Source organism: Adhaeribacter terreus (genome assembly GCF_042657365.1).
Classification (GTDB): Bacteria; Bacteroidota; Bacteroidia; order Cytophagales; family Hymenobacteraceae; genus Adhaeribacter_A; species Adhaeribacter_A terreus.
Window position 1 is genome coordinate 393254 of record NZ_JBHSKT010000004.1, and the last position, 18648, is coordinate 411901.

At 45.0% G+C, this 18648-nt stretch carries 16 protein-coding genes; 10 read left to right on the plus strand and 6 right to left on the minus strand.

Going from position 1 to position 18648, the window contains the following annotated elements; translation table 11 throughout:
- Positions 1-284 precede the first annotated feature (284 nt).
- The 3 genes from ACFPIB_RS09215 to ACFPIB_RS09225 all read right to left on the minus strand — a co-directional run bounded on the left by ACFPIB_RS09215 (position 285) and on the right by ACFPIB_RS09225 (position 2694).
- A complete protein-coding gene (locus tag ACFPIB_RS09215; protein ID WP_378017152.1) occupies positions 285-773 on the minus strand; it encodes a YybH family protein in 489 nt (162 codons plus the stop codon).
- A gap of 264 nt (positions 774-1037) precedes the next feature.
- Positions 1038-1775 (minus strand): hypothetical protein, encoded by a 738-nt coding sequence (locus tag ACFPIB_RS09220; RefSeq protein ID WP_378017153.1) that lies wholly within the window; start codon positions 1773-1775, stop codon positions 1038-1040.
- Positions 1776-1944: 169 nt separating this feature from the next.
- Positions 1945-2694 carry a DUF3575 domain-containing protein gene (locus ACFPIB_RS09225; RefSeq protein ID WP_378017154.1) on the minus strand — a complete coding sequence of 250 codons (750 nt, stop codon included), beginning with the start codon at positions 2692-2694 and terminating at the stop codon, positions 1945-1947.
- 187 nt (positions 2695-2881) lie between these two features.
- On the opposite strand from ACFPIB_RS09225, the gene ACFPIB_RS09230 reads away from it, so the two are divergent.
- On the plus strand, positions 2882-4348 hold the full coding sequence (locus tag ACFPIB_RS09230; protein WP_378017155.1) for a hypothetical protein: 1467 nt from the start codon (positions 2882-2884) through the stop codon (positions 4346-4348).
- 173 nt (positions 4349-4521) lie between these two features.
- Here ACFPIB_RS09230 and kynU read toward each other — a convergent pair whose 3' ends face one another.
- Positions 4522-5793: a kynureninase gene (gene kynU, locus ACFPIB_RS09235; protein ID WP_378017156.1), complete on the minus strand. Its 1272-nt coding sequence runs from the start codon at positions 5791-5793 to the stop codon at positions 4522-4524.
- Between the two features lie 169 nt (positions 5794-5962).
- Between kynU and ACFPIB_RS09240 the strand changes: the two genes are divergently transcribed.
- The 5 genes from ACFPIB_RS09240 to ACFPIB_RS09260 all read left to right on the plus strand — a co-directional run bounded on the left by ACFPIB_RS09240 (position 5963) and on the right by ACFPIB_RS09260 (position 10619).
- Positions 5963-6961, plus strand: coding sequence for a DUF2167 domain-containing protein (locus tag ACFPIB_RS09240; RefSeq protein WP_378017157.1), 999 nt, complete (start codon positions 5963-5965; stop codon positions 6959-6961).
- Between the two features lie 216 nt (positions 6962-7177).
- A complete protein-coding gene (locus tag ACFPIB_RS09245) occupies positions 7178-8956 on the plus strand; it encodes a chloride channel protein (protein ID WP_378017158.1) in 1779 nt (592 codons plus the stop codon).
- Positions 8957-9034: 78 nt separating this feature from the next.
- Complete coding sequence (locus ACFPIB_RS09250) at positions 9035-9562, plus strand: P-loop NTPase family protein (RefSeq protein WP_378017159.1); 528 nt, start codon at positions 9035-9037, stop codon at positions 9560-9562.
- Between the two features lie 137 nt (positions 9563-9699).
- Entirely contained in the window at positions 9700-10242 is a 543-nt protein-coding gene (locus ACFPIB_RS09255) for a GNAT family N-acetyltransferase (RefSeq protein WP_378017160.1), read from the plus strand.
- Positions 10243-10247: 5 nt separating this feature from the next.
- On the plus strand, positions 10248-10619 hold the full coding sequence (locus tag ACFPIB_RS09260; protein ID WP_378017161.1) for a VOC family protein: 372 nt from the start codon (positions 10248-10250) through the stop codon (positions 10617-10619).
- Between the two features lie 204 nt (positions 10620-10823).
- On the opposite strand, the gene ACFPIB_RS09265 is transcribed toward ACFPIB_RS09260, so the two are convergent.
- Positions 10824-11891: an amidohydrolase family protein gene (locus ACFPIB_RS09265; RefSeq protein WP_378017162.1), complete on the minus strand. Its 1068-nt coding sequence runs from the start codon at positions 11889-11891 to the stop codon at positions 10824-10826.
- A 282-nt stretch (positions 11892-12173) separates the two neighbouring features.
- On the minus strand, positions 12174-12710 hold the full coding sequence (locus ACFPIB_RS09270) for a 3-hydroxyanthranilate 3,4-dioxygenase (protein ID WP_378017163.1): 537 nt from the start codon (positions 12708-12710) through the stop codon (positions 12174-12176).
- 182 nt (positions 12711-12892) lie between these two features.
- On the opposite strand from ACFPIB_RS09270, the gene ACFPIB_RS09275 reads away from it, so the two are divergent.
- The 4 genes from ACFPIB_RS09275 to ACFPIB_RS09290 all read left to right on the plus strand — a co-directional run bounded on the left by ACFPIB_RS09275 (position 12893) and on the right by ACFPIB_RS09290 (position 18459).
- A complete protein-coding gene (locus ACFPIB_RS09275) occupies positions 12893-13681 on the plus strand; it encodes an SDR family oxidoreductase (protein WP_378017164.1) in 789 nt (262 codons plus the stop codon).
- Positions 13682-13720: 39 nt separating this feature from the next.
- Positions 13721-14449: a glycosyltransferase family 2 protein gene (locus tag ACFPIB_RS09280; protein ID WP_378017165.1), complete on the plus strand. Its 729-nt coding sequence runs from the start codon at positions 13721-13723 to the stop codon at positions 14447-14449.
- A gap of 178 nt (positions 14450-14627) precedes the next feature.
- Positions 14628-16883 carry a DUF6311 domain-containing protein gene (locus tag ACFPIB_RS09285; RefSeq protein ID WP_378017166.1) on the plus strand — a complete coding sequence of 752 codons (2256 nt, stop codon included), beginning with the start codon at positions 14628-14630 and terminating at the stop codon, positions 16881-16883.
- A gap of 259 nt (positions 16884-17142) precedes the next feature.
- Positions 17143-18459, plus strand: coding sequence for a hypothetical protein (locus tag ACFPIB_RS09290; RefSeq protein ID WP_378017167.1), 1317 nt, complete (start codon positions 17143-17145; stop codon positions 18457-18459).
- Positions 18460-18648 lie beyond the last annotated feature (189 nt).

An 18648-nucleotide genomic window follows, 5' to 3' on the forward strand; every position in this document is an offset into this window, starting at 1 on the left:
CTAAAAAATACCAATACCACACAAAATTATTCTATCTTAGTAAAGTGTTCTTTTTCAAAGGTAAGCGTGGCATTTTGGCTGGTTAGCAATGACTCAAGAAAGTTCAAATCCACTTAAAAAAGCTTTTTAACAGATGTCCCGGGTTGTTTCCTGAAGAAAAATGAATTTCAGCATTCACGTAAACCTATGCCAGCTCCGGTTTTCAGAAAGAAGACTTTATGCAGCCTCAAACATTTCTGAATTCCGGGCAATGTGAGTTTTTCGGGCTAAAAGCATAGCGTTTTTTACGGGCGCAAACCCTGGTTCCCGGAGTCTAGCACGTATTTCCAGAAACCTTTGGCGTCTTTCTTCCAGATCGAAACGTAAGTGCCGTCCGTCGTAATTACTTTCCCATCTATGTCGCGGGTTTCCATTAAATACGTGCCGTAGGTATAAGCCATATCGCCGGAAGCAGCAATATCGGCATACTGTGGCGACCACGTTAAGCGAATTCCATCATCGGAAGTTCTGGACATGTACATCCGGATATTTTCGCGGCCGGTAATGGGCTGGGTTTTAGCCCGCAGCAGCACGGCATCGTCGGCAGCGTAGGCTATAAAAGCAGTGTTCAGGCCTTTTTCTTCACTCATTTTAGAAAAATCGCGGTCGGCCTGCATTACGGCTTCGCGGGTATCGCCGGTATTCTGGGGGCCGGCCAAACGAGATGTACTGGTACAGGCAGAAGCAAACGCCACGGCCAAACCAAGCAAAAGCTGAGAAGTAAAGTTTTTCATAGTAACTGGAATAAAGCGGACAACGTGCCGGTAAACAGCGGTTTTTAACGTGTTTAGTATACTGTTTCTGGCAGAAAAAGGTGTTTTAAAAACGCAAAAGCCCTACGGGTTAGGCAGGGCTCTCACGGTTTCTGACAAAACAAGGTAATGAGATGATGAAATGCGGCAATTCATAGAATATAGCGCAACCCTAATGTACAAACATTTGTCAGAAATCCAAATAATTATGCCGAATATTTTCCTGAATGCAGTTTTTTAGCTGTTTTAAAATGCAAAGCCTAGTTTAAAACCGAGTGAAAGCAGCATGCCGCGGCGTAATTCGTCTTTCAGTTTCAGGTGCGTGGTAGTTTGCCCGGTGGCCGGATCATAGATCACACTGTAATTTTCGATGCGGTCTTTATAGAATTTATAACGCATGCCAATACCGCCATAGAAATCGAAAAAGATGCGGTCGCTGGTCTGATTGATATAGCCGATCACAAATTTACCATCTAAGATCTGCCGGCCTTGTTTCAGTTTTATGTCTTCGCCGCCCACATTGGTAACCAGGCTGCGGTAATCGCGAAAACGGACTTCCGGCGAAAAATAATAGCCCTGCAAAGCACTGCCCTGCTCCGAAGGATAATGCCGCAGCGCCGCCGAAAAACTATAGCTGTTCAAGCCTTCTTTGGTAATGCTCAGACCCGGCTGACTGCCGCTTTCCAAAATATCCGAGAGCACGTTGTCGTAAGTAGAACCCACGGAAATTTCGGCGCTGAGGTTTTTCTTGAGTTCGTGCTCGAGGTAAACCGGCATATCGCCGCTTAATATTACGAGCGGGTTTATTTTCACGCGGGTGATTTTAGCATTGCTGCGGATTTCGGGTTTTTCAGAAGCTGTTCGTTTTACTGAAGCTGGCGAATGCTTTGATGCGGTGGAATCGGACGCAAAAGTTGTGCTCTGGCTGAAAGCAACATTCGTTGCAAAAATGCCGGCAGTTAAGATCAGGAAAAAGGTACGCATAAACACGGAATTTAAAGTTGGCACCACTAAAATTTGCGGTATATCCTGAAGACAACTCTAATGCTATTTACCCTTAGTGCTGAAAATAAATGCAATAAAAAAATCCCGGAAAGGCGGCTGAAGCTTTTCCGGGATCTGACTAAAACGCTATGCTTTTAAGGCAAAAAACTCAAAAGGCGAAACCTATTTTGGCTCCCAGCGAAAACAGTGGCACCATTTTATTTTCATTCCATAATTCGTAGGTTTCAACAATGGTGGTGCCATTATCAATAATTTCCCCGTCTCTTACCATATTAAAATAATTGCGTTTGCGCATACCAACGCCCGTGTACATATCTATAAAAATATGGTCTTCTATAAAATCTACGTAGCCAAAACCCAGTTTGAAATCGGTAAAATCGCGACCCTGCTTCACATTAATAGGTTCTTCCAGATACTGGTTGGCAACAGATTTATATTTCCGGTAGCGTACTTCCGGCGCAAAATAATAGCCTTCCATGGTTTCGTATGTGCTGGACGGATAATACCGCAAACCGGCTGCAACGCTATAACCCATCAGGTTTTCTTTAGTAGTAGTTTCCGAATAATGATCAGGGTCCAGGGCATCGGTTACCACGTTGTCGTAGGTCATGCCTAAGCCAAATTCTATGGTGAGTTTCTTGGCAATTTTCCGCTCCAGGTAAACCGGAATATCACCTTGCAGCAGCAATAAAGGATTCATTTTTATACACGTGTGAAGCGGCGTTTTTTCGGCTACTTTTTTGGTAGTGAAATAGGTTGCCGGGCTTCCTTCGGTTACAATTATTTGCGGGCTTTGCTGCTTAGCAGAATCGGGAGCGACGCTTTTGAAAGTATGTTGCGCGAACACCCCGTTAACGGAAAGGAAACTGCACAGAAAGAGAAATAGAATTTTAGGCATTGTGTAAAAAAATTAAACGGAGCGCTTTTTTGTGATTGCAAAAGTAAAAGTTAGTTTTGTTACTGCAACATAAATTCTCATCTAAAAACATTATGAAAAAAACAGTTTTAGCCAGTTGGCTTTTGCTAACCGGCTTGCTTCTTGGTGCCGCAGAAACGGCTTTAAGCCAGGTAAATACCAAAGTAGTTTGGGGCCGGCCTTAAAAGACCCAAGAAAAACCTCTACCATCAGAATTATTGGCAACGATAAATCTGGTTTCTATACGCTGCGCAACGACTTTTCGGGAACGTCGCTTTTTAACCGGGATAACCATAAATACATTCTGGAGCGTTACGACCTGCAAAATAAACTTGCTTTTTCGAAAGAACTGAGCATTCCAAATCCGGTTAAAAGCAAACAACGGCCTGCTTACGAAGCTATTTATTACCTGAACGGCCAGTTGGTGCTCTTCTCTTCTTACTTCGATAAAGACAACGACCGCAACATTGCTTTTGCCAACAAAGTGAATGCAGACGGAACCGTAGATCCGAAAACGGTAGATGTGTCGGTTATTGAAGGCGCTACTTCTAAAAAGAAATCCGGCGGTTTCAGCTTTTCCCTTTCCAACGACAGCTCTAAAATACTGGTGTACCAGGATATGCCTTACGACCGGAAAGAAAACGAGAAATTCCAGTTCAAGGTACTTGACAAAGATCTGAACATTCTGGTAAACAAAGCAGTAACCCTGCCGCAGTTAGACAAAGAAACCGTGCTCAGCGATTACCGCGTAGATAACGACGGCAACGTGTATGTGCTGGCTTCTACCCTGAAAAAACGCGAAGAAAGAAAAAGCAAGGAGCAAAAGTACCTGTGCCAGGTGTATGGTTATTTCCGCGACACCGACGAGATTAAAAATTACACCATCCAGATCCCGACCAAATTTGTAACAGATATTACGTTTGATCTGGATAAGAATAAGAACCTGATCGTGGCCGGTTTCTACGCCGACGACAAGAAGCTGAGAGCCAGCGGCACCTTTTTCATGAAAGTTGATTTTGCCAGCAAAAAGATCCTGACGCAGGGCTTAAAAGACTTCAGCAAAGAATTCCTGGAAATGTTTATGAGCAAAACCCGCGCGAAAAATGAGAACGCCGGCGTTGCGCACATGGATTTGGATAAGCTGATAATTAGAGAAGATGGCGGCGCCTTATTAGTGGGTGAACAAGCTTACCAATATGTGGTACAAACTAAGAACCAGTACACGTATCATTATGTAAGAAACGATATTGTTTTCATAAACATTAATCCGGATGGATCTATTGAATGGATGAAACGCGTGCCTAAAAAACAGCATACGGTTAATGACAACGGCATTTATTCTTCGTACTCGGTTAGCGTAATGCAAGATAAAATTTACCTGATCTATAACGACCATGTAAAGAATATTGGCAGAACGGACCCGAAAAAGCTGAAGTTTATGAAAAAACCTTCGAAAGCCGTAACCATGCTGGCGGTGATGGATGGCCGCGGAGAAGTTCAGAAAAAAGCGCTGTTCCCGGCCAAAGATCATAAAACCATTGTGCGCCCGGGCTTTTACCTGCAAGACAACAAAAGCGTTATTATTTACAGCGAAAACGGCCGTAACTACCGCTTCGGCAACATTGAATTCAACTAAACCTGAAATTACTAATTCACATAAAAAAAAGGCTGCAAAACAGATTTGCAGCCTTTTTTTTATGCAGAAAACGGTATGGTTTGGAGCGAAAAAACTCAAAATAAAACCCGTCTCTGCTATTTTTTATGAAAGCAAAACCGGGTTCTACTAAAGCTCAATTCTTATTTAATGCATTACACGTTTTCGCGCAAAATTTCCGCAAACCGGAACACATCTTCGAAAGAATTGTAAAGCGGCACCGGCGCTACGCGAATTACGTTTGGTTCGCGCCAATCGGCAATTACCCCGGCTTTGGTGAGTTTTTCGAATAATTCCCTACCGTTTTTGTGAGCCAGCAAAGATATCTGCGCGCCGCGGTCTTTCGGGTTGGTTGGCGTGATCATTTCGAAGCTTTGAGTTTTGGCCTCGGAATTGATACCGTTTATGAGCCATTCCAGGTAACCGGTCAGTTTATCGCTTTTCTCTCGCAGGGCTTTCATACCAACTTCATCAAAGATCTTGAGCGAAGCATTGTGAACGGCCATTGGCAGAATCTGCGCATTGCTTAACTGCCAGCCAGCGGCACCCGGCATAGGTTTGAAGCCTTTCTGCATTTTAAAACGCACTTCTTTGTCGTGGCCCCACCAGCCGGCAAAACGCGGCAAGTCCGGATTGTTAGCGTGGCGTTCGTGCACAAAAACCCCAGAAGTACCACCCGGTCCGGAATTCAGGTATTTATAAGTACACCAAACGGCAAAATCTACGTTCCAGTCGTGCAAATGCAGTTCTAAGTTACCAGCCGCGTGCGCCAGATCGAAACCAACCGTTGCGCCAATTACGTGGCCGGCTTTGGTGATGGTTTCCATATCGAAGGCCTGACCGGTATAGTAATTCACGCCGCCCATCATGATCAAAGCTACCGAACCGGCATTGGCGTTAATTACGTCGATAATATCTTCGGTACGCAACGTATGTTCGCCGGCGCGCGGAGCAATTTCTATAATGGCTTCGTCGGGGTTAAAACCGTGGAATTTTACCTGGGTTTCTAACGCATATTGATCCGATGGGAAAGCGCCGGCTTCGGTAATGATCTTGAAACGCTCTTTGGTTGGGCGATAGAAACTCACCATCATCAGGTGCAGGTTCACGGTAAGCGTGTTCATAATTACCACCTCCAGCGGATTGGCTCCTACTACACGGGCCGCTTTTTCGGTCAGGAATTCGTGGTAGTGCATCCAGGGATTGCGGCCTTCAAAATGCCCTTCCACGCCTAAATTAGCCCAATCTTCCAGCTCAACTTCTATGGCGGCTTTGGCACTTTTTGGCTGTAAACCCAGCGAGTTACCGGTAAAATAAATGGCATCGCGGCCGTTTACCTGCGGGAAATAGAATTGCTCGCGGTATTTGCGGAGTGGGTCTTGCTGGTCTTGCGCTTGCGCGTATTGAAGAGAATTTTCGTAGGTCATTTTAAAAAATCAAAATAAATAAACAAAAGATAGCCGGTTGTTAAAATTTAATTAATTTTGACGCTCCTTTTTCTTCTGTTTTTAAAGTTTCTGTTTACGGCTGCTAATTTGGGAAATTTTGGGGAGAGGTACACAGTTAAATCCATAATTCATTAATCTAACATCGTTTATGAAGAAACTTTTACTCTTCCTCTTTAGCTGCATGCTAACTTTTAACGTTTTTGCAGAAAATGACCCGGAAATGCAGGCGCGGATCGATTCTATGGAAGCTACTTTCAATTACCAGCACGGAAAAATTACTTTGCGTAACGGATTGGCTTCTATTACTGTACCTCCGGGATTCAAATACCTGGATGCCACGCAATCGGAATATGTATTGACAGAACTTTGGGGAAACCCTAAAGGGCCTGATATGTCTTTAGGAATGCTGCTGCCGGAAAACAAAGGCGTATTAGCGGAAGATTCCTGGGTTTTTAATATTCAATATGATGAGATCGGTTACGTTAAAGACGACGATGCTGACGATATAAACTACGACGATCTTTTGAAAGATCTGCAGGAAGAAACGGAAACTGCCAACAGCGAAAGAACCAAAGCCGGTTACGAAGCCATTAGTCTGATAGGTTGGGCTGCCAAACCATATTACGATGCTGACCGCAAAATTCTGCATTGGGCAAAAGAAATTAAATTTGGAAACGCCGAAGATAATACGCTGAACTACAACATCCGGATTCTGGGCCGCAAAGGGGTTATGGTTTTAAATGCCATTGGAACCATGAATCAATTGCCGGAAATAAATAAAAATATTGCCAGCGTGTTGAACGTGGTAGAATTTGAACAAGGCTCCAAATATGCAGATTTCAATCCTGATCTGGATGAAGTAGCCAGCTGGACGATAGGCGGGTTAGTAGCCGGAAAAGTACTGGCAAAGGTTGGTTTCTTTGCTTTAATACTTAAGTTCTGGAAAATTATTGCCTTAGCCGCAGTAAGTGCTTTTGGTTTCTTGCGCCGCTTTTTTGGCGGAAAGAAGGAAGAAAACAACGCTACGCCTACGGAAGAAATAAGCCAGGAAGAACCAGCTGCGATAGTAGCTTCTAATGAGCTGATGGATGGCAGCCCGATTGCTGCAACCGAAACAGTAGCGGAAGAAGCAGAGAAAGTGAATTAAAATTTCCTAAGAAATATCTTTTAGCCGGAATTGCTTTAGCTGCAATTCCGGCTTTTACATTTCAGGCCTTTTTCCCTACCGTTTTCCAACAACGTTCAACCCTTTCTTCGACTTTTTTGCCCCAAAAGTCTACCGTTTTCCGGCACTTTTCGAGCCGTTTTGGATACCGTTTTCCGGTCGCGTAACTTTGCTTACTCAAATAAGTAAAGCTGGCCAATGCGTTTTAACCGAAAAGTTGCGATTCCTATTTTATGGCTGCGCCGGCACATTACTAAAAGGCAGTTCATATTGCTTTCCAGCGTGTTTGTGGGTTTAACGGCGGGCATTGCGGCGGTCATTCTGAAAAGCGCAGTTCATTTTATTTACGCATTTGTTACCGGCGGGCAGTTTTTCGAATATAAAGCCCAGTTCCTTTTGCTTATGCCCATGCTGGGTTTGCTACTCACGGTCTTTTACGTGCAGGTTTTCCGGAACGGGAAACTGGGGCGCGGTACCAGCAACGTTTTGTACACCATCAGTCAGAAAGGAAGCCGCGTTGAGAAAGATAAAATGTACACCCACATAATTACAGCGGCTCTTACGGGCGGTTTTGGCGGCTCGGCCGGACTGGAGTCTCCTATCGTGGTTACGGGTTCGGCCATTGGTTCTAACTACAGCCGCTTTTATCATTTATCGTTTCAGGACCGGACGTTGTTGCTGGCTTGCGGCGCGGCGGCGGGCATTTCGGCGGCTTTTAGCGCACCCATTGCGGGCGTACTTTTTGCCATAGAAGTGTTGCTTACCGAAGTTACCATTTCGGCTTTTACACCACTTTTGCTGGCTGCGGCTACCGGAGCTTTGTGCAACCGCATTTTACTGCAGGAAGGCGCTTTGTTCTACTTCAACCTGAAAGAACCTTTTCATTACGAAAATGTACCGTTCTATATCGGGCTGGGCATCCTTTGCGCGCTGGTTTCGGTGTATTATTCGCGCATGGCCTGGAAAGTGGAAGCCCTTTTTGCGAAATACAAAGGCAATGTTTACGGCAAAGCCATTTCAGGCGGACTGCTGCTCGGCATCATGATCTTCCTTTTTCCGCCTTTGTTCGGCGAAGGCTACCAAAGCATTAAATCCTTATCGACCGGCGACTCCAGCCGGCTCTTGGCAGGCAGCATTTTTGCCGACTGGCGTTTTAACGAATGGGCGGTGCTGCTCTTTATTGGCGCCACCGGACTGATGAAAGTTTTTGCCGCCATGACCACCATTTCTTCGGGCGGTAACGGCGGCAACTTTGCTCCTTCTATGTTTGTGGGCGCTTATACCGGCTTTTTCTTTTCCAAACTGGTTAACCTACTGGGTTTAAGCCACCTGCCTATAGGAAATTTCACGATGGTGGGCATGGCCGGAATTGTGAGCGGCGTGATTCACGCTCCGCTTACCGGCATCTTCCTGATTGCCGAAATTACTGGTGGTTACCAGCTCATGATCCCGCTGATGCTGGTAACTGCCATTGCTTTTGCGCTGGTGAAATACATAGAACCTTTCTCGCTGGATACCAAACATTTAGCGGCGCGCGGCCATTTACACCGGGTAGATAAAGACAAAGCCGTACTGAAAAATCTGCGCATTATCAACCTGATCGAAACCAATTACCAGACCATAAAACCCGAAACCACGTTAGGCGAACTAACCCAATTAATTGCTACAAACCACCAACCCATTTACCCGGTTCTGAATGAAAAAGAACAGCTTTTAGGACTCGTGCAGGTAAACAACATCCGGGAAATGCTTTTCAAACCGGAGCTTTATGAGGCAAGACGGGCCGCCGAAATGATGGTTTTGCCGCTGACGGTGGTTCATAAAACCGAAGACATGAGCACGGTAATGCAGAAATTCGACGAAACGAACGCTTTGCTTTTGCCGGTTACGCACAACACGAAGTTTGTTGGTTTTATTTCGAAATCAGGCGTTTTTACCCGCTACCGCAAATTGCTAATTAAGTACAGTCAGGAATAACGCGAAGGCACTTTTTCAGGCTTTTTCCCTACCGTTTTTCACAGAAACTCCGGCCAGAAATACCCGTTAAAACTGGCTATGGCTATTATGCAGCGCATTACCATTTGCGGAAATTCCGGTTCGGGAAAATCGACTTTTTCGGAGAAATTGGCTACCGTTTCGGGTTTGCCGGTTTTTCATCTGGATCTGGTGCAGTTCAGGCCCGGCTGGCAGAAAACTCCGGAAGCGGAATTTGAAGCAATTCACAACACCTGGCTGGCGGAACCGAACTGGATCATTGAAGGCGTAGGCGACTGGAAATTTCTGAAACAGCGCTTCGAAGCGGCCGATACGATTATTTACCTCGATTTTCCGGTGGAATATTGTTTGCAGCGCGCGCAGGAACGACTCGAAAAAGATAAAATTTCACCAAATAAGTTTGTGCCGGAAAATTCGCCTTACGCCGCTAAAGCGGATAAACTGGAAGAAGTAATCTGTTTTTTTCAGCAGGAATGGCGGCCGAAGATCTTAGGATTGATGGAAAGTTTGCGCGAAAACCGGAATTTGTTTGTGTTTACCAAGCCGGAAGCGCTGGAGGATTTTCTGGCGAAGAATTTCCTCCCATGAATTTCTGCTACCGGATATTACTTTATCTTAGCAAGACATTGGAATGCGCGGCTTTTCTGGTACAACATTATCCTGCATTTATAAATCCGCCGCTCTGATAAAATTCTGTTGATTAAAAGAAAGGTAACTAAACAAGCATGGAAACCATTGAGATACAAAAAGTAACGATAGAAGAAATTGACCAATTGCAACAAATTGGCCGGCAAACGTTTGCCGAAACATTTTCAGCAGGAAACACAGAAGAGAATTTGAAAAAGTACCTGGCAGAAGGTTTCTCAACTGAAAAACTGACTCAAGAACTCAGTAACCCAAACTCAGAGTTTTATTTTGCGCGGCTCGGGCAGCAAATGATCGGTTATTTAAAGCTGAACGTTGGCGAAGCACAAACTGAAATTAAAGACGACAAAGCACTTGAAATTGAACGGATCTATGTGCTGCAGGAATTTCACGGCAAAAAAGTCGGGCAATTGCTTTATGAAAAAGCTATGCAGATTGCAAAGCAGCGAAATGCCGATTATGTCTGGCTAGGCGTTTGGGAAGAAAACCAGCGCGCCATCAATTTTTATCAGAAAAACGGCTTTATAGCCTTCGACAAGCACATTTTTAAATTAGGTAATGACGAGCAAACTGATATCTTGATGAAGCTGCCTTTAGAAACCAATTCAGAAACGAAATTTTAAGCCATATGAATTTAGGAGCATTTTCAATCAGCCTGGCCGTAAAGGATATCCAGAAATCGCAGGAATTTTACGAGAAATTAGGCTTTACTGCTTTGGGCGGCAACATCGATCAGAAATGGCTGATCCTTAAAAATGGCGACGCCATTATCGGTTTATTTCAAGGCATGTTCGATAAAAACATCATCACCTTTAACCCCGGTTGGAACCAGAATGCGCAGACGGTTGACCCTTTTGATGATGTTCGTGCCATAGAAGCGCACCTGAAAAATGCCGGGATCGAGTTAACCAGCAAAGAAATTGAAAGTGTAGCTGGCCCGGCGCACATTACTTTAACGGATCCGGATGGCAATAATATTCTGATCGATCAGCATCGGTAAAAAAGTTGCACTATCCAGATTTTCATTCTGTAAGAACCTTGTAAATTGGAAGCACATAAATCACAGGTTTCTTCCAGAATGACAATATGCCGAAGAGCGCTTATTATTTAATTGCAAAGTAGTTTCCTGAACAAAAAAGCCGCAACTTTTCAGCTGCGGCTTTTACTTTTTGAGACTTATTCAGGCCGAAACCCTACTGTTTTTCTACAACATGGCGGCAGATTTTGGGATATTTTTCAGGAATTGTTCTTTGCCTAAACCCAGCCAATTTAGCGCCGCGCCGTGCAACATCATATCCTTAATTTCCTGGCTGTATGGCATGGAATTGATGAGTTTGCCAGGTTCGAGTTCGCCTAACGGGAAAGGGTAATCGGTGCCTAATGCAATTTTTTCCGGGCCAACCAGTTTTACCAGCATTTCGAAAGCGGTTGGGTCGTGTACCAGCGAATCTACCCAGAATTTGCCTAAGTAGTCGCGCGGGTTCACGTTATTATCTACGGCGCAAAGATCTGGGCGAACGTTAAAGCCGTGCTCAATTCTGCCAATGGAAGCTGCAAATGAACCACCGCCGTGGGCAAATGCTACCCGTAAGTTCGGCAACCTTTCTAATACGCCACCGAAGATCATGGAGCAAATGGCCAAGGTACTTTCGGCGGGCATGCCTACGAGCCACGGAAGCCAGTATTTCGGCATTTTTTCTTTGGCCATCATGTCCCAGGGGTGCACAAAAACGGCCGCGCCTAATTCTTCAGCTGCCTGAAAAACTGGGAATAATTCCGGCGCATCCAGGTTCCAGTCGTTAATATGCGACCCAATTTGAACACCAGCCAGACCGAGTTCTTTTACACAACGTTCCAGCTCTTTTATAGCCAGATCAGGCGCTTGCATCGGGATGGTTCCGAGGCCAACAAAACGGTCCGGATAATCGGCTACGATGCCGGCGATGTGGTCGTTGAGCATCATGCTCAGGTCTAAGGCATCGTGAGGTTTGGCCCAGTAGCTGAACATAACCGGCACCGTAGAAAGTACCTGCACGTGTACGCCGTGATGATTGCATTCTTTCATGCGCACTTCCGGGTCCCAGCAATTGTCCTGAATTTCGCGGAAGAATTTATCGTCCTGCATCATGCGGGCGCAGCAGGGCTTGTGGTGCTCCAGCCTGATAAAACCGCCGTAGCCGTAGCGTTCCTTTAAATTAGGCCAGTTCTTTGGCAGAATGTGCGTATGAATATCAATGTGAAGCGGCGTGTGCCCAGTACTGTGGTGATGCATTGTATTATCGTTGTTCGTTATTCGTTGCTCGTTAGCCGCCACCCTAACCCTCTCCTAAATCAGGGGAGGGAATTTGTTTTTTCAGGCGAAAACGGTTTTTAAGATTGTTCGAGATTCGTATGTTCGACTTTTTAAGCTAAAAAGGATACCTTTTTTCCGAATATTCGACTTTTCGGCCCGAAATTGATAGCGTTTTTAGAAGATAACTGCGGTGCTTTGAAGTTGTTGGTGAAAACACCAACCACGGCGTAAACCTTGCCAGAAACAATTCTTAATTCTTAATTAGGCGTCAGCCTTAGGCGGTTGCGGTGGTTCCATAACGGTACCGCATTTTTTGCAGGTGCGTTTTTCTACGTCGCCGTAAAAGTTTTTCATTACTTCGGGCAGCTGCTTTACAATGTCAGTCATCTCGAAATATTCTTCGTAGAGCTTGTTGTCGCAGTTTTCGCAGAGCCAGATGAAGCCGTCTTTTTCGCCTTCGCGGCGGTAGCGTTCTATTACCAAACCAACGGTATTGGCTTTGCGTTGCGGCGAATGCGGCACTTTGCCCGGCAGCAGGAACATGTCGCCTTCTTTAATATCGATGGTGCGCGGTTTGCCGTCTTCAATAATTTTTACCTGAATATCGCCTTCCAGCTGGTAGAAAACTTCTTCGCCTTCGTTGTAGTGGTAATCTTTGCGTGCATTCGGCCCGCCAACCACCATCACAATAAAATCTTTATTGCCATGAAAAACCTGCTGATTGCCCACCGGCGGCTTCAATAAATGCCGGTTCTCGTCTATCCACTTTTTAAAATTGAAAGGTGCTGCTACTGCCATAGTTTTAAGGTCTGAAAACGGTAGGAAAATGGGTTAAAAAAGTCGGAACTTAACAAAAGTAAGCTGCTTTAAGCCAAAATCAATTTCCGAAAATACGAAAAATTTGCGGCACTTGCCAAAGCCGGCGGCCTTTTAGCGGGTTTCTGCAAATCTTAAAAAGAATTTTAGCTAATTTTGAAGCTATGAATTTAAGCCTGAAAGATAAAAACGCCATTGTGTGCGGCAGCACGCAGGGCATCGGCAAAGCCATTGCCGTAGAATTAGCGTTACTCGGCGCCAGCGTTACTCTGGTAGCCCGCAACGAAGAAAAACTGCAAACGGTGGTAAAAGAACTTGCCACCCAAGAAGGCCAGCAGCACAATTATTTAGTAGCCGATTTCAGCAAACCAGATGAACTGCAAGCCAAAATCGGTAGCTTTTTAGCCTCAAAAAGTGCCGTGCATATTCTTATAAACAACACCGGCGGACCGGCCGGCGGACCAATTATAGACGCGACCTTAGACCAGTTCACGCAAACGTTCTCGAACCATTTGCTTTGCAACCACATTCTGGCGCAGGCCACGGTTCCATTCATGAAACAAGCCGGTTACGGCCGCATCATCAATATTATTTCCACTTCCGTGAAACAGCCGATTAAAGGTCTGGGCGTGAGCAACACCATTCGCGCGGCGGTTGGTAACTGGGCGAAAACATTGTCTTTGGAACTGGCGCAATTCGGTATTACGGTAAATAACGTACTTCCGGGCGCAACTTTAACCGGCCGTTTAGAATCTATCATCGAAACCAAAGCTGGCAAAACCGGCCACAGTCAGGATGAAATTTCGGGTGAAATGATGGCAGAAATTCCGGCCGGAAGATTTGGCGCGCCCGAAGAAATTGCAGCAGCAGCAGCGTTTTTAGCTACGCCGGCGGCAGCTTATATTAACGGCATAAACGTGCCGGTAGACGGTGGCCGCACCGGAAACTTGTAATAATCAGGCTGATCTTCAGCGCCATTCTCATAACCTGTTTTGGTAAAAATCGATAAATTAAGCATTGTAATTCCGGTTTATAACGAAGCCCGCACGATCCACCAGATCCTGGACATTCTGTATAAATTGGAATTGGTAAATGGCATTCAGAAAGAAGTTATTCTCGTGGATGATCGTTCGCAGGATAATTCTGCAGAAACGATCGCGCGCTACATAACCGAACACTCGGATATGGACATGCAATTGCTGCGCCATGAGGTAAACAAAGGCAAAGGCGCGGCGCTGCACACTGGCATTAAACACGCCACCGGCGATTATGTAATTATTCAGGATGCCGACCTGGAATATGATCCGGAAGAATACAACATTTTGCTGAAACCTATTCTGAAAGGCTTCGCCGATGTGGTTTACGGTTCGCGTTTTATGGGCGGAAAGCCGCACCGCATTTTGTTTTTCTGGCATTCCATCGGCAATAAATTCCTCACGTTCCTCAGCAACATGTTTACCGACCTGAACCTGACGGACATGGAAACCTGCTACAAACTTTTCCGCCGCGACATTATTCAAGGTCTGCATTTAGTAGAGAACCGTTTTGGATTTGAGCCGGAAGTTACCGCCAAAGTAGCCCGCATTCCCAAGATCAGGGTTTACGAAGTTGGTATTTCCTATTACGGCCGCACCTACGAAGAAGGCAAGAAAATTGGCTGGCGCGATGGATTCCGGGCAATATACTGCATTCTGAAATACGGTTTGTTCAAAGCGAAATAGTATAAAAACGCTATTGTTTCAGGCCTTAGAAGTCGGATGACCGGATCCCGAAAATTCGAATAACAGAAAAAAACGCTATACTTTTACGCAGAAAAAGTCAGGTTACCGAAGCCTGACTTTTTTGCTGATTTTTGCTACCGTTTTTAATTTAAACTTAAAAAAAATCACCAGTTTTTACATGTCAGACCGCAAGTCTATTTTGGTGTTATTGATTTTGCTAACCGGCTTGCTGGCGCTCATCTTCGGCGAGGCTTTTCTGCAACCTAACAGTTACCTTTTCGGCACCATGGGCGACAGCATAAAAAGCCTTTTCACATTTGCCTGGTACGTAAAATTTGACTCCGGCCTGCATTTTTCGGGCATGAATTATCCCTGGGGTGAACACATTGTTTTCACCGATAACCAACCACTTTTTTCGGTTCCGCTCCGCTACATAAACCGCTATCTTTTTCCGCTCGAAAACTACCTGGTTGGCATTATAAACAGCATTGTTTTCTTCAGCATGCTGGCTTCGGCGGTGGTTTTGTTTTTCATTCTCCGGAAGTGTTTATTGCCGGCTTGGTTTGCCATTTTCGGGGCTATTTTAATTGTGTTGCTTTCGCCGCAGCATTACGTTATTTCGCACCAATATGCTTTAACCAATACGTTGATTTTACCAGCTATCTGGCTCACGATCATCCGGTTATTTGAAAACCCGAACAAGTTGAGCCGCTACGTTTGGGTGGTACTGATTTTACTGGCCGCTGCTTTTGTGCACGTATATTTTTTACCCATGGGCGTGTTGCTGCTGGCCGGGCATTTTCTTTGGTTTCTGGTGCAACAATGGCAAAACAGAACTTTTAACCGGAAACAAATAGCTGGCTTGCTTTTAACCGCAACCCTGCCCTTAGTTCTTTTCAAAGCCTTCCTTTTCTTTACCGACAACATTACTGACCGCCCCGAAACGCCGGGCAATTTTATTGAAGGGAAAGCCAATATTGCCGGCCTGTTTTATCCGGTCAGATCTGTAGCCGCAGCATTGCTGAAAACGGTATTTCACGTGCCAGGGGAGCAGAATTTCGGTTACATTGGTCTGGCTACTATTTTATGTGTTTTGCTGGCCGGCGTTAAAGCTTTTAGGTATTTACTGAAAGGTAATTTTAAAAAGATCGTTAACCCGGTTTTGCCGAAACCGCTGCAAATGGGTTTGTGGGCAGGCATCCTCATTTTAATTTTTGCCGCCGCCATTCCGTTCCGTTTCGGACTGATGCATTTGCTCGATTACATGCCGCCGCTTAAACAGTTCCGGGTTTTGCACCGCTTTGTGTGGCTGTATTACTACGTATTTACGGTTTTTGGCATTTTCATCATTTACCAGGTTTACAGATTTCTGAAACTCCGAAGAAAACAAATTCTGGCGTATGGGTGGCTCCTGTTTATGCTGCTGCTTTGGCTGGCCGATGCGCTGGTTTTACTAAAAGTGGAAGCCGGCATTGTGAACATGAACAAGCTGGCAAAAGCGTTTTACGGCAAAGAAGCCTACCACCTGCCAGACTTATTAAAGCAAGCCAACCGCCAATCTTCCGACTTCCAGATGATCATTCCGATCCCGTATTTTTCCGATGGCTCGGAGAAGATCGGGTATCATAACTGGGGCGGCACCATGTATCAATCCATGAAAGGCGCTTACCAAAGCGGCATTCCGTTGAGCACCGCCTCGCTGGCGCGCACTTCTATGAGCCAGGTTTTGCTGCGCACCCAATTGTTAAGCTCCGATTCCATTCAGAAAGAACTTTTACCGCAACTGCCCAACCAGAAACCGATCTTGGTAATGGTAACCGATTCGGCGGAAAAAGATTATGAAAAACGGCTGGTACAAAAGGCTAAATTTCTGGCGCGTTATAAAAATGTAGCGCTCTACGAACTTCCGCTGGCGGCTTTAAAAACGGTATATCTAGAGCCGGAAAAACCCAAAAAAGCAGCGTTGCAACATATACCAAACAACGTTGTTTACGAAACTTTTTCCGGCAGAAATTCAGCAAAATGGTTGTACCGCAAAGGTGCTTTGGTTGCAAAAAAAGGCCCGGCGGTTTTATTCAACAACGTTTTACCGAACGCTTCCGATAGCCTTGCTTATGAATTTTCGGTTTGGATAAACGCTACCACGGCCATTGGAATTCCGACTATAATGCTGAAAGAAATAAATGCACAAAACAACGTGGTAAACAAGGAAATTGTGAACCTGCGCGGCGCTACCGAAATTTATAAAGACTGGCTGAAAACCACGATCTACTTCAAGCTGAAAGACAAGCGAAACCGCATAAAAATTACCGCCGAAGGCAAAAACATTCTGGCCGATGAACTCATGATCAGGCCGGTAAAACATCCGTTCTATTTTTACGCCGAAGACCAGAAACAGCTTATCCGCAACAATTACCCGGTTTACCAGCCATAAATTTCGCTGAACTTTACGCTTGAAAAACGGTATCTCTGGCGGCTGAAAAACTCAAAGCGCCTTTACTTTTTACCGGCAAAACTATACCGTTTTCTTGCAGACCGGATTTATCTAGTTAGTTGTTTACAAAATCTACGGAAGCATGTTTTTTAGCCGATGCGCGGGAGCTTGAATAATATACTAGCTTTGTATTTTATCTTCGCTTCTAAGAACAGAACTGTAAAGCCGGTTGTGTACTACAAACGGAAGAACATCTTATATGAAAAACAATTTTATTTCGCAGCGCTGGCAAGCTACAACCCTGATCTGCGCTTTATTTACGTTTGAACTTCTCCTGATAACTTATTGGCGCAATAAATTCGGCGTGCTGGTTAGTCCGGTTCTATTCCTTTTCTTTTCCGTTGCCTTATCCGTAGCCTGTTTTAAGATCCAGCTCGACAGACCAATTATGCCGGCGCTACAACACTACAAGGCCAACCTGGTTCCTAAAATTATCCTTACGGCTATTATTGCTTTTACCACCGGCCTGATCTTCATAAAAGAGCTAAAAATAATCATTGCCAATTTCGCCATCGACCCTAAGTTCTCCGATATTATTCCAGCGTTGCAGGTATATGTAAGGCGCTTTCTGGCAGATGAATTTGTTTATGTGCCTTTTTCAGATTTTGGCTGGGAAATATTTCCGAATTACCTGCCCATGCAATGGCTCCCTTCTGTAGCGGCGCATTGGTTAGGCATAGATTACCGGTTAATGGCGGCCATCGTTTTATTGGTTGGTTTTGCCGGTTATTGGGTTTTGGTAGCTAAATATGCCAGCAATCCGTCTGAACTGATCTTAAAAGGCCTGCTTCCGCTGGCTGCCATTTTAAGCCTGCTCCGCACCGATCCCGCTACTTTTGGGTACACCATCGAAATATTGATCTTTGGTTATTACTTTATTCTGGCCACCGGCATTTTCGTAAAGTCTCCCGTTTTAAGAGCAATCGGCATTGTGTTGTGCATCCTATCGCGGTTTTCTTTTGTTTTCTGGTTGCCGCTCTATTTTCTTATTTTATTTTTTGATGAAAGCCGCAAAAGAACCCTCATTACCGCCGCTTGGGTATTGCTGGGAATTGTAGCCATTTATGTGGTGCCGTTTCTATCGAAAGACTGGTCGATTTTTATAAAAGCGCAGCAAATGTATAGCGGCGCCGCTGTAGGTGAATGGCTGCACATGAATGACAAGGGCCAGCCTATGCACTTATATAACGGAATTGGCTTAGCTGTTTATTTTAATAAGTTTCTCGATTGGGAACTGGCAGACCGCATACGCGCCTTACGGAACACCATGATCTTTATGGCTTTATTAACGGTTGCAGTAAGCGGTTGGGTATATGTTAAATACCGGACGCGCATCGATTACCGCATCTTTCTGCTTATCAGTTTAAAATTATATTTAAGCATTTTTTACGCTTTTATGCAGGTGCCCTATATTTATTTAACGGCACTGCCGGTGCTATTATCCTGCTTTATGGTCAGCCGGCTGGTTTTAGATCATCCGAAAAGCTTTATTCCTACAAAAGCGGAAACAACATAACCGCCAGGCAAAGTCCGCTCTTAACCAGTTCTGCCTGAAATTTCTGCCGCTGAAGAAATAACTTCTGCGAAGCCTTTTAGGTCTTTGCTATTTTAACCGCCATTACCAAACCACACGTTCCGGCCGGTTTTCGGGTTTTTAAGCCGTTTTGCCTACCGTTTTTCATACCGCATTTTTACCAACAAATCC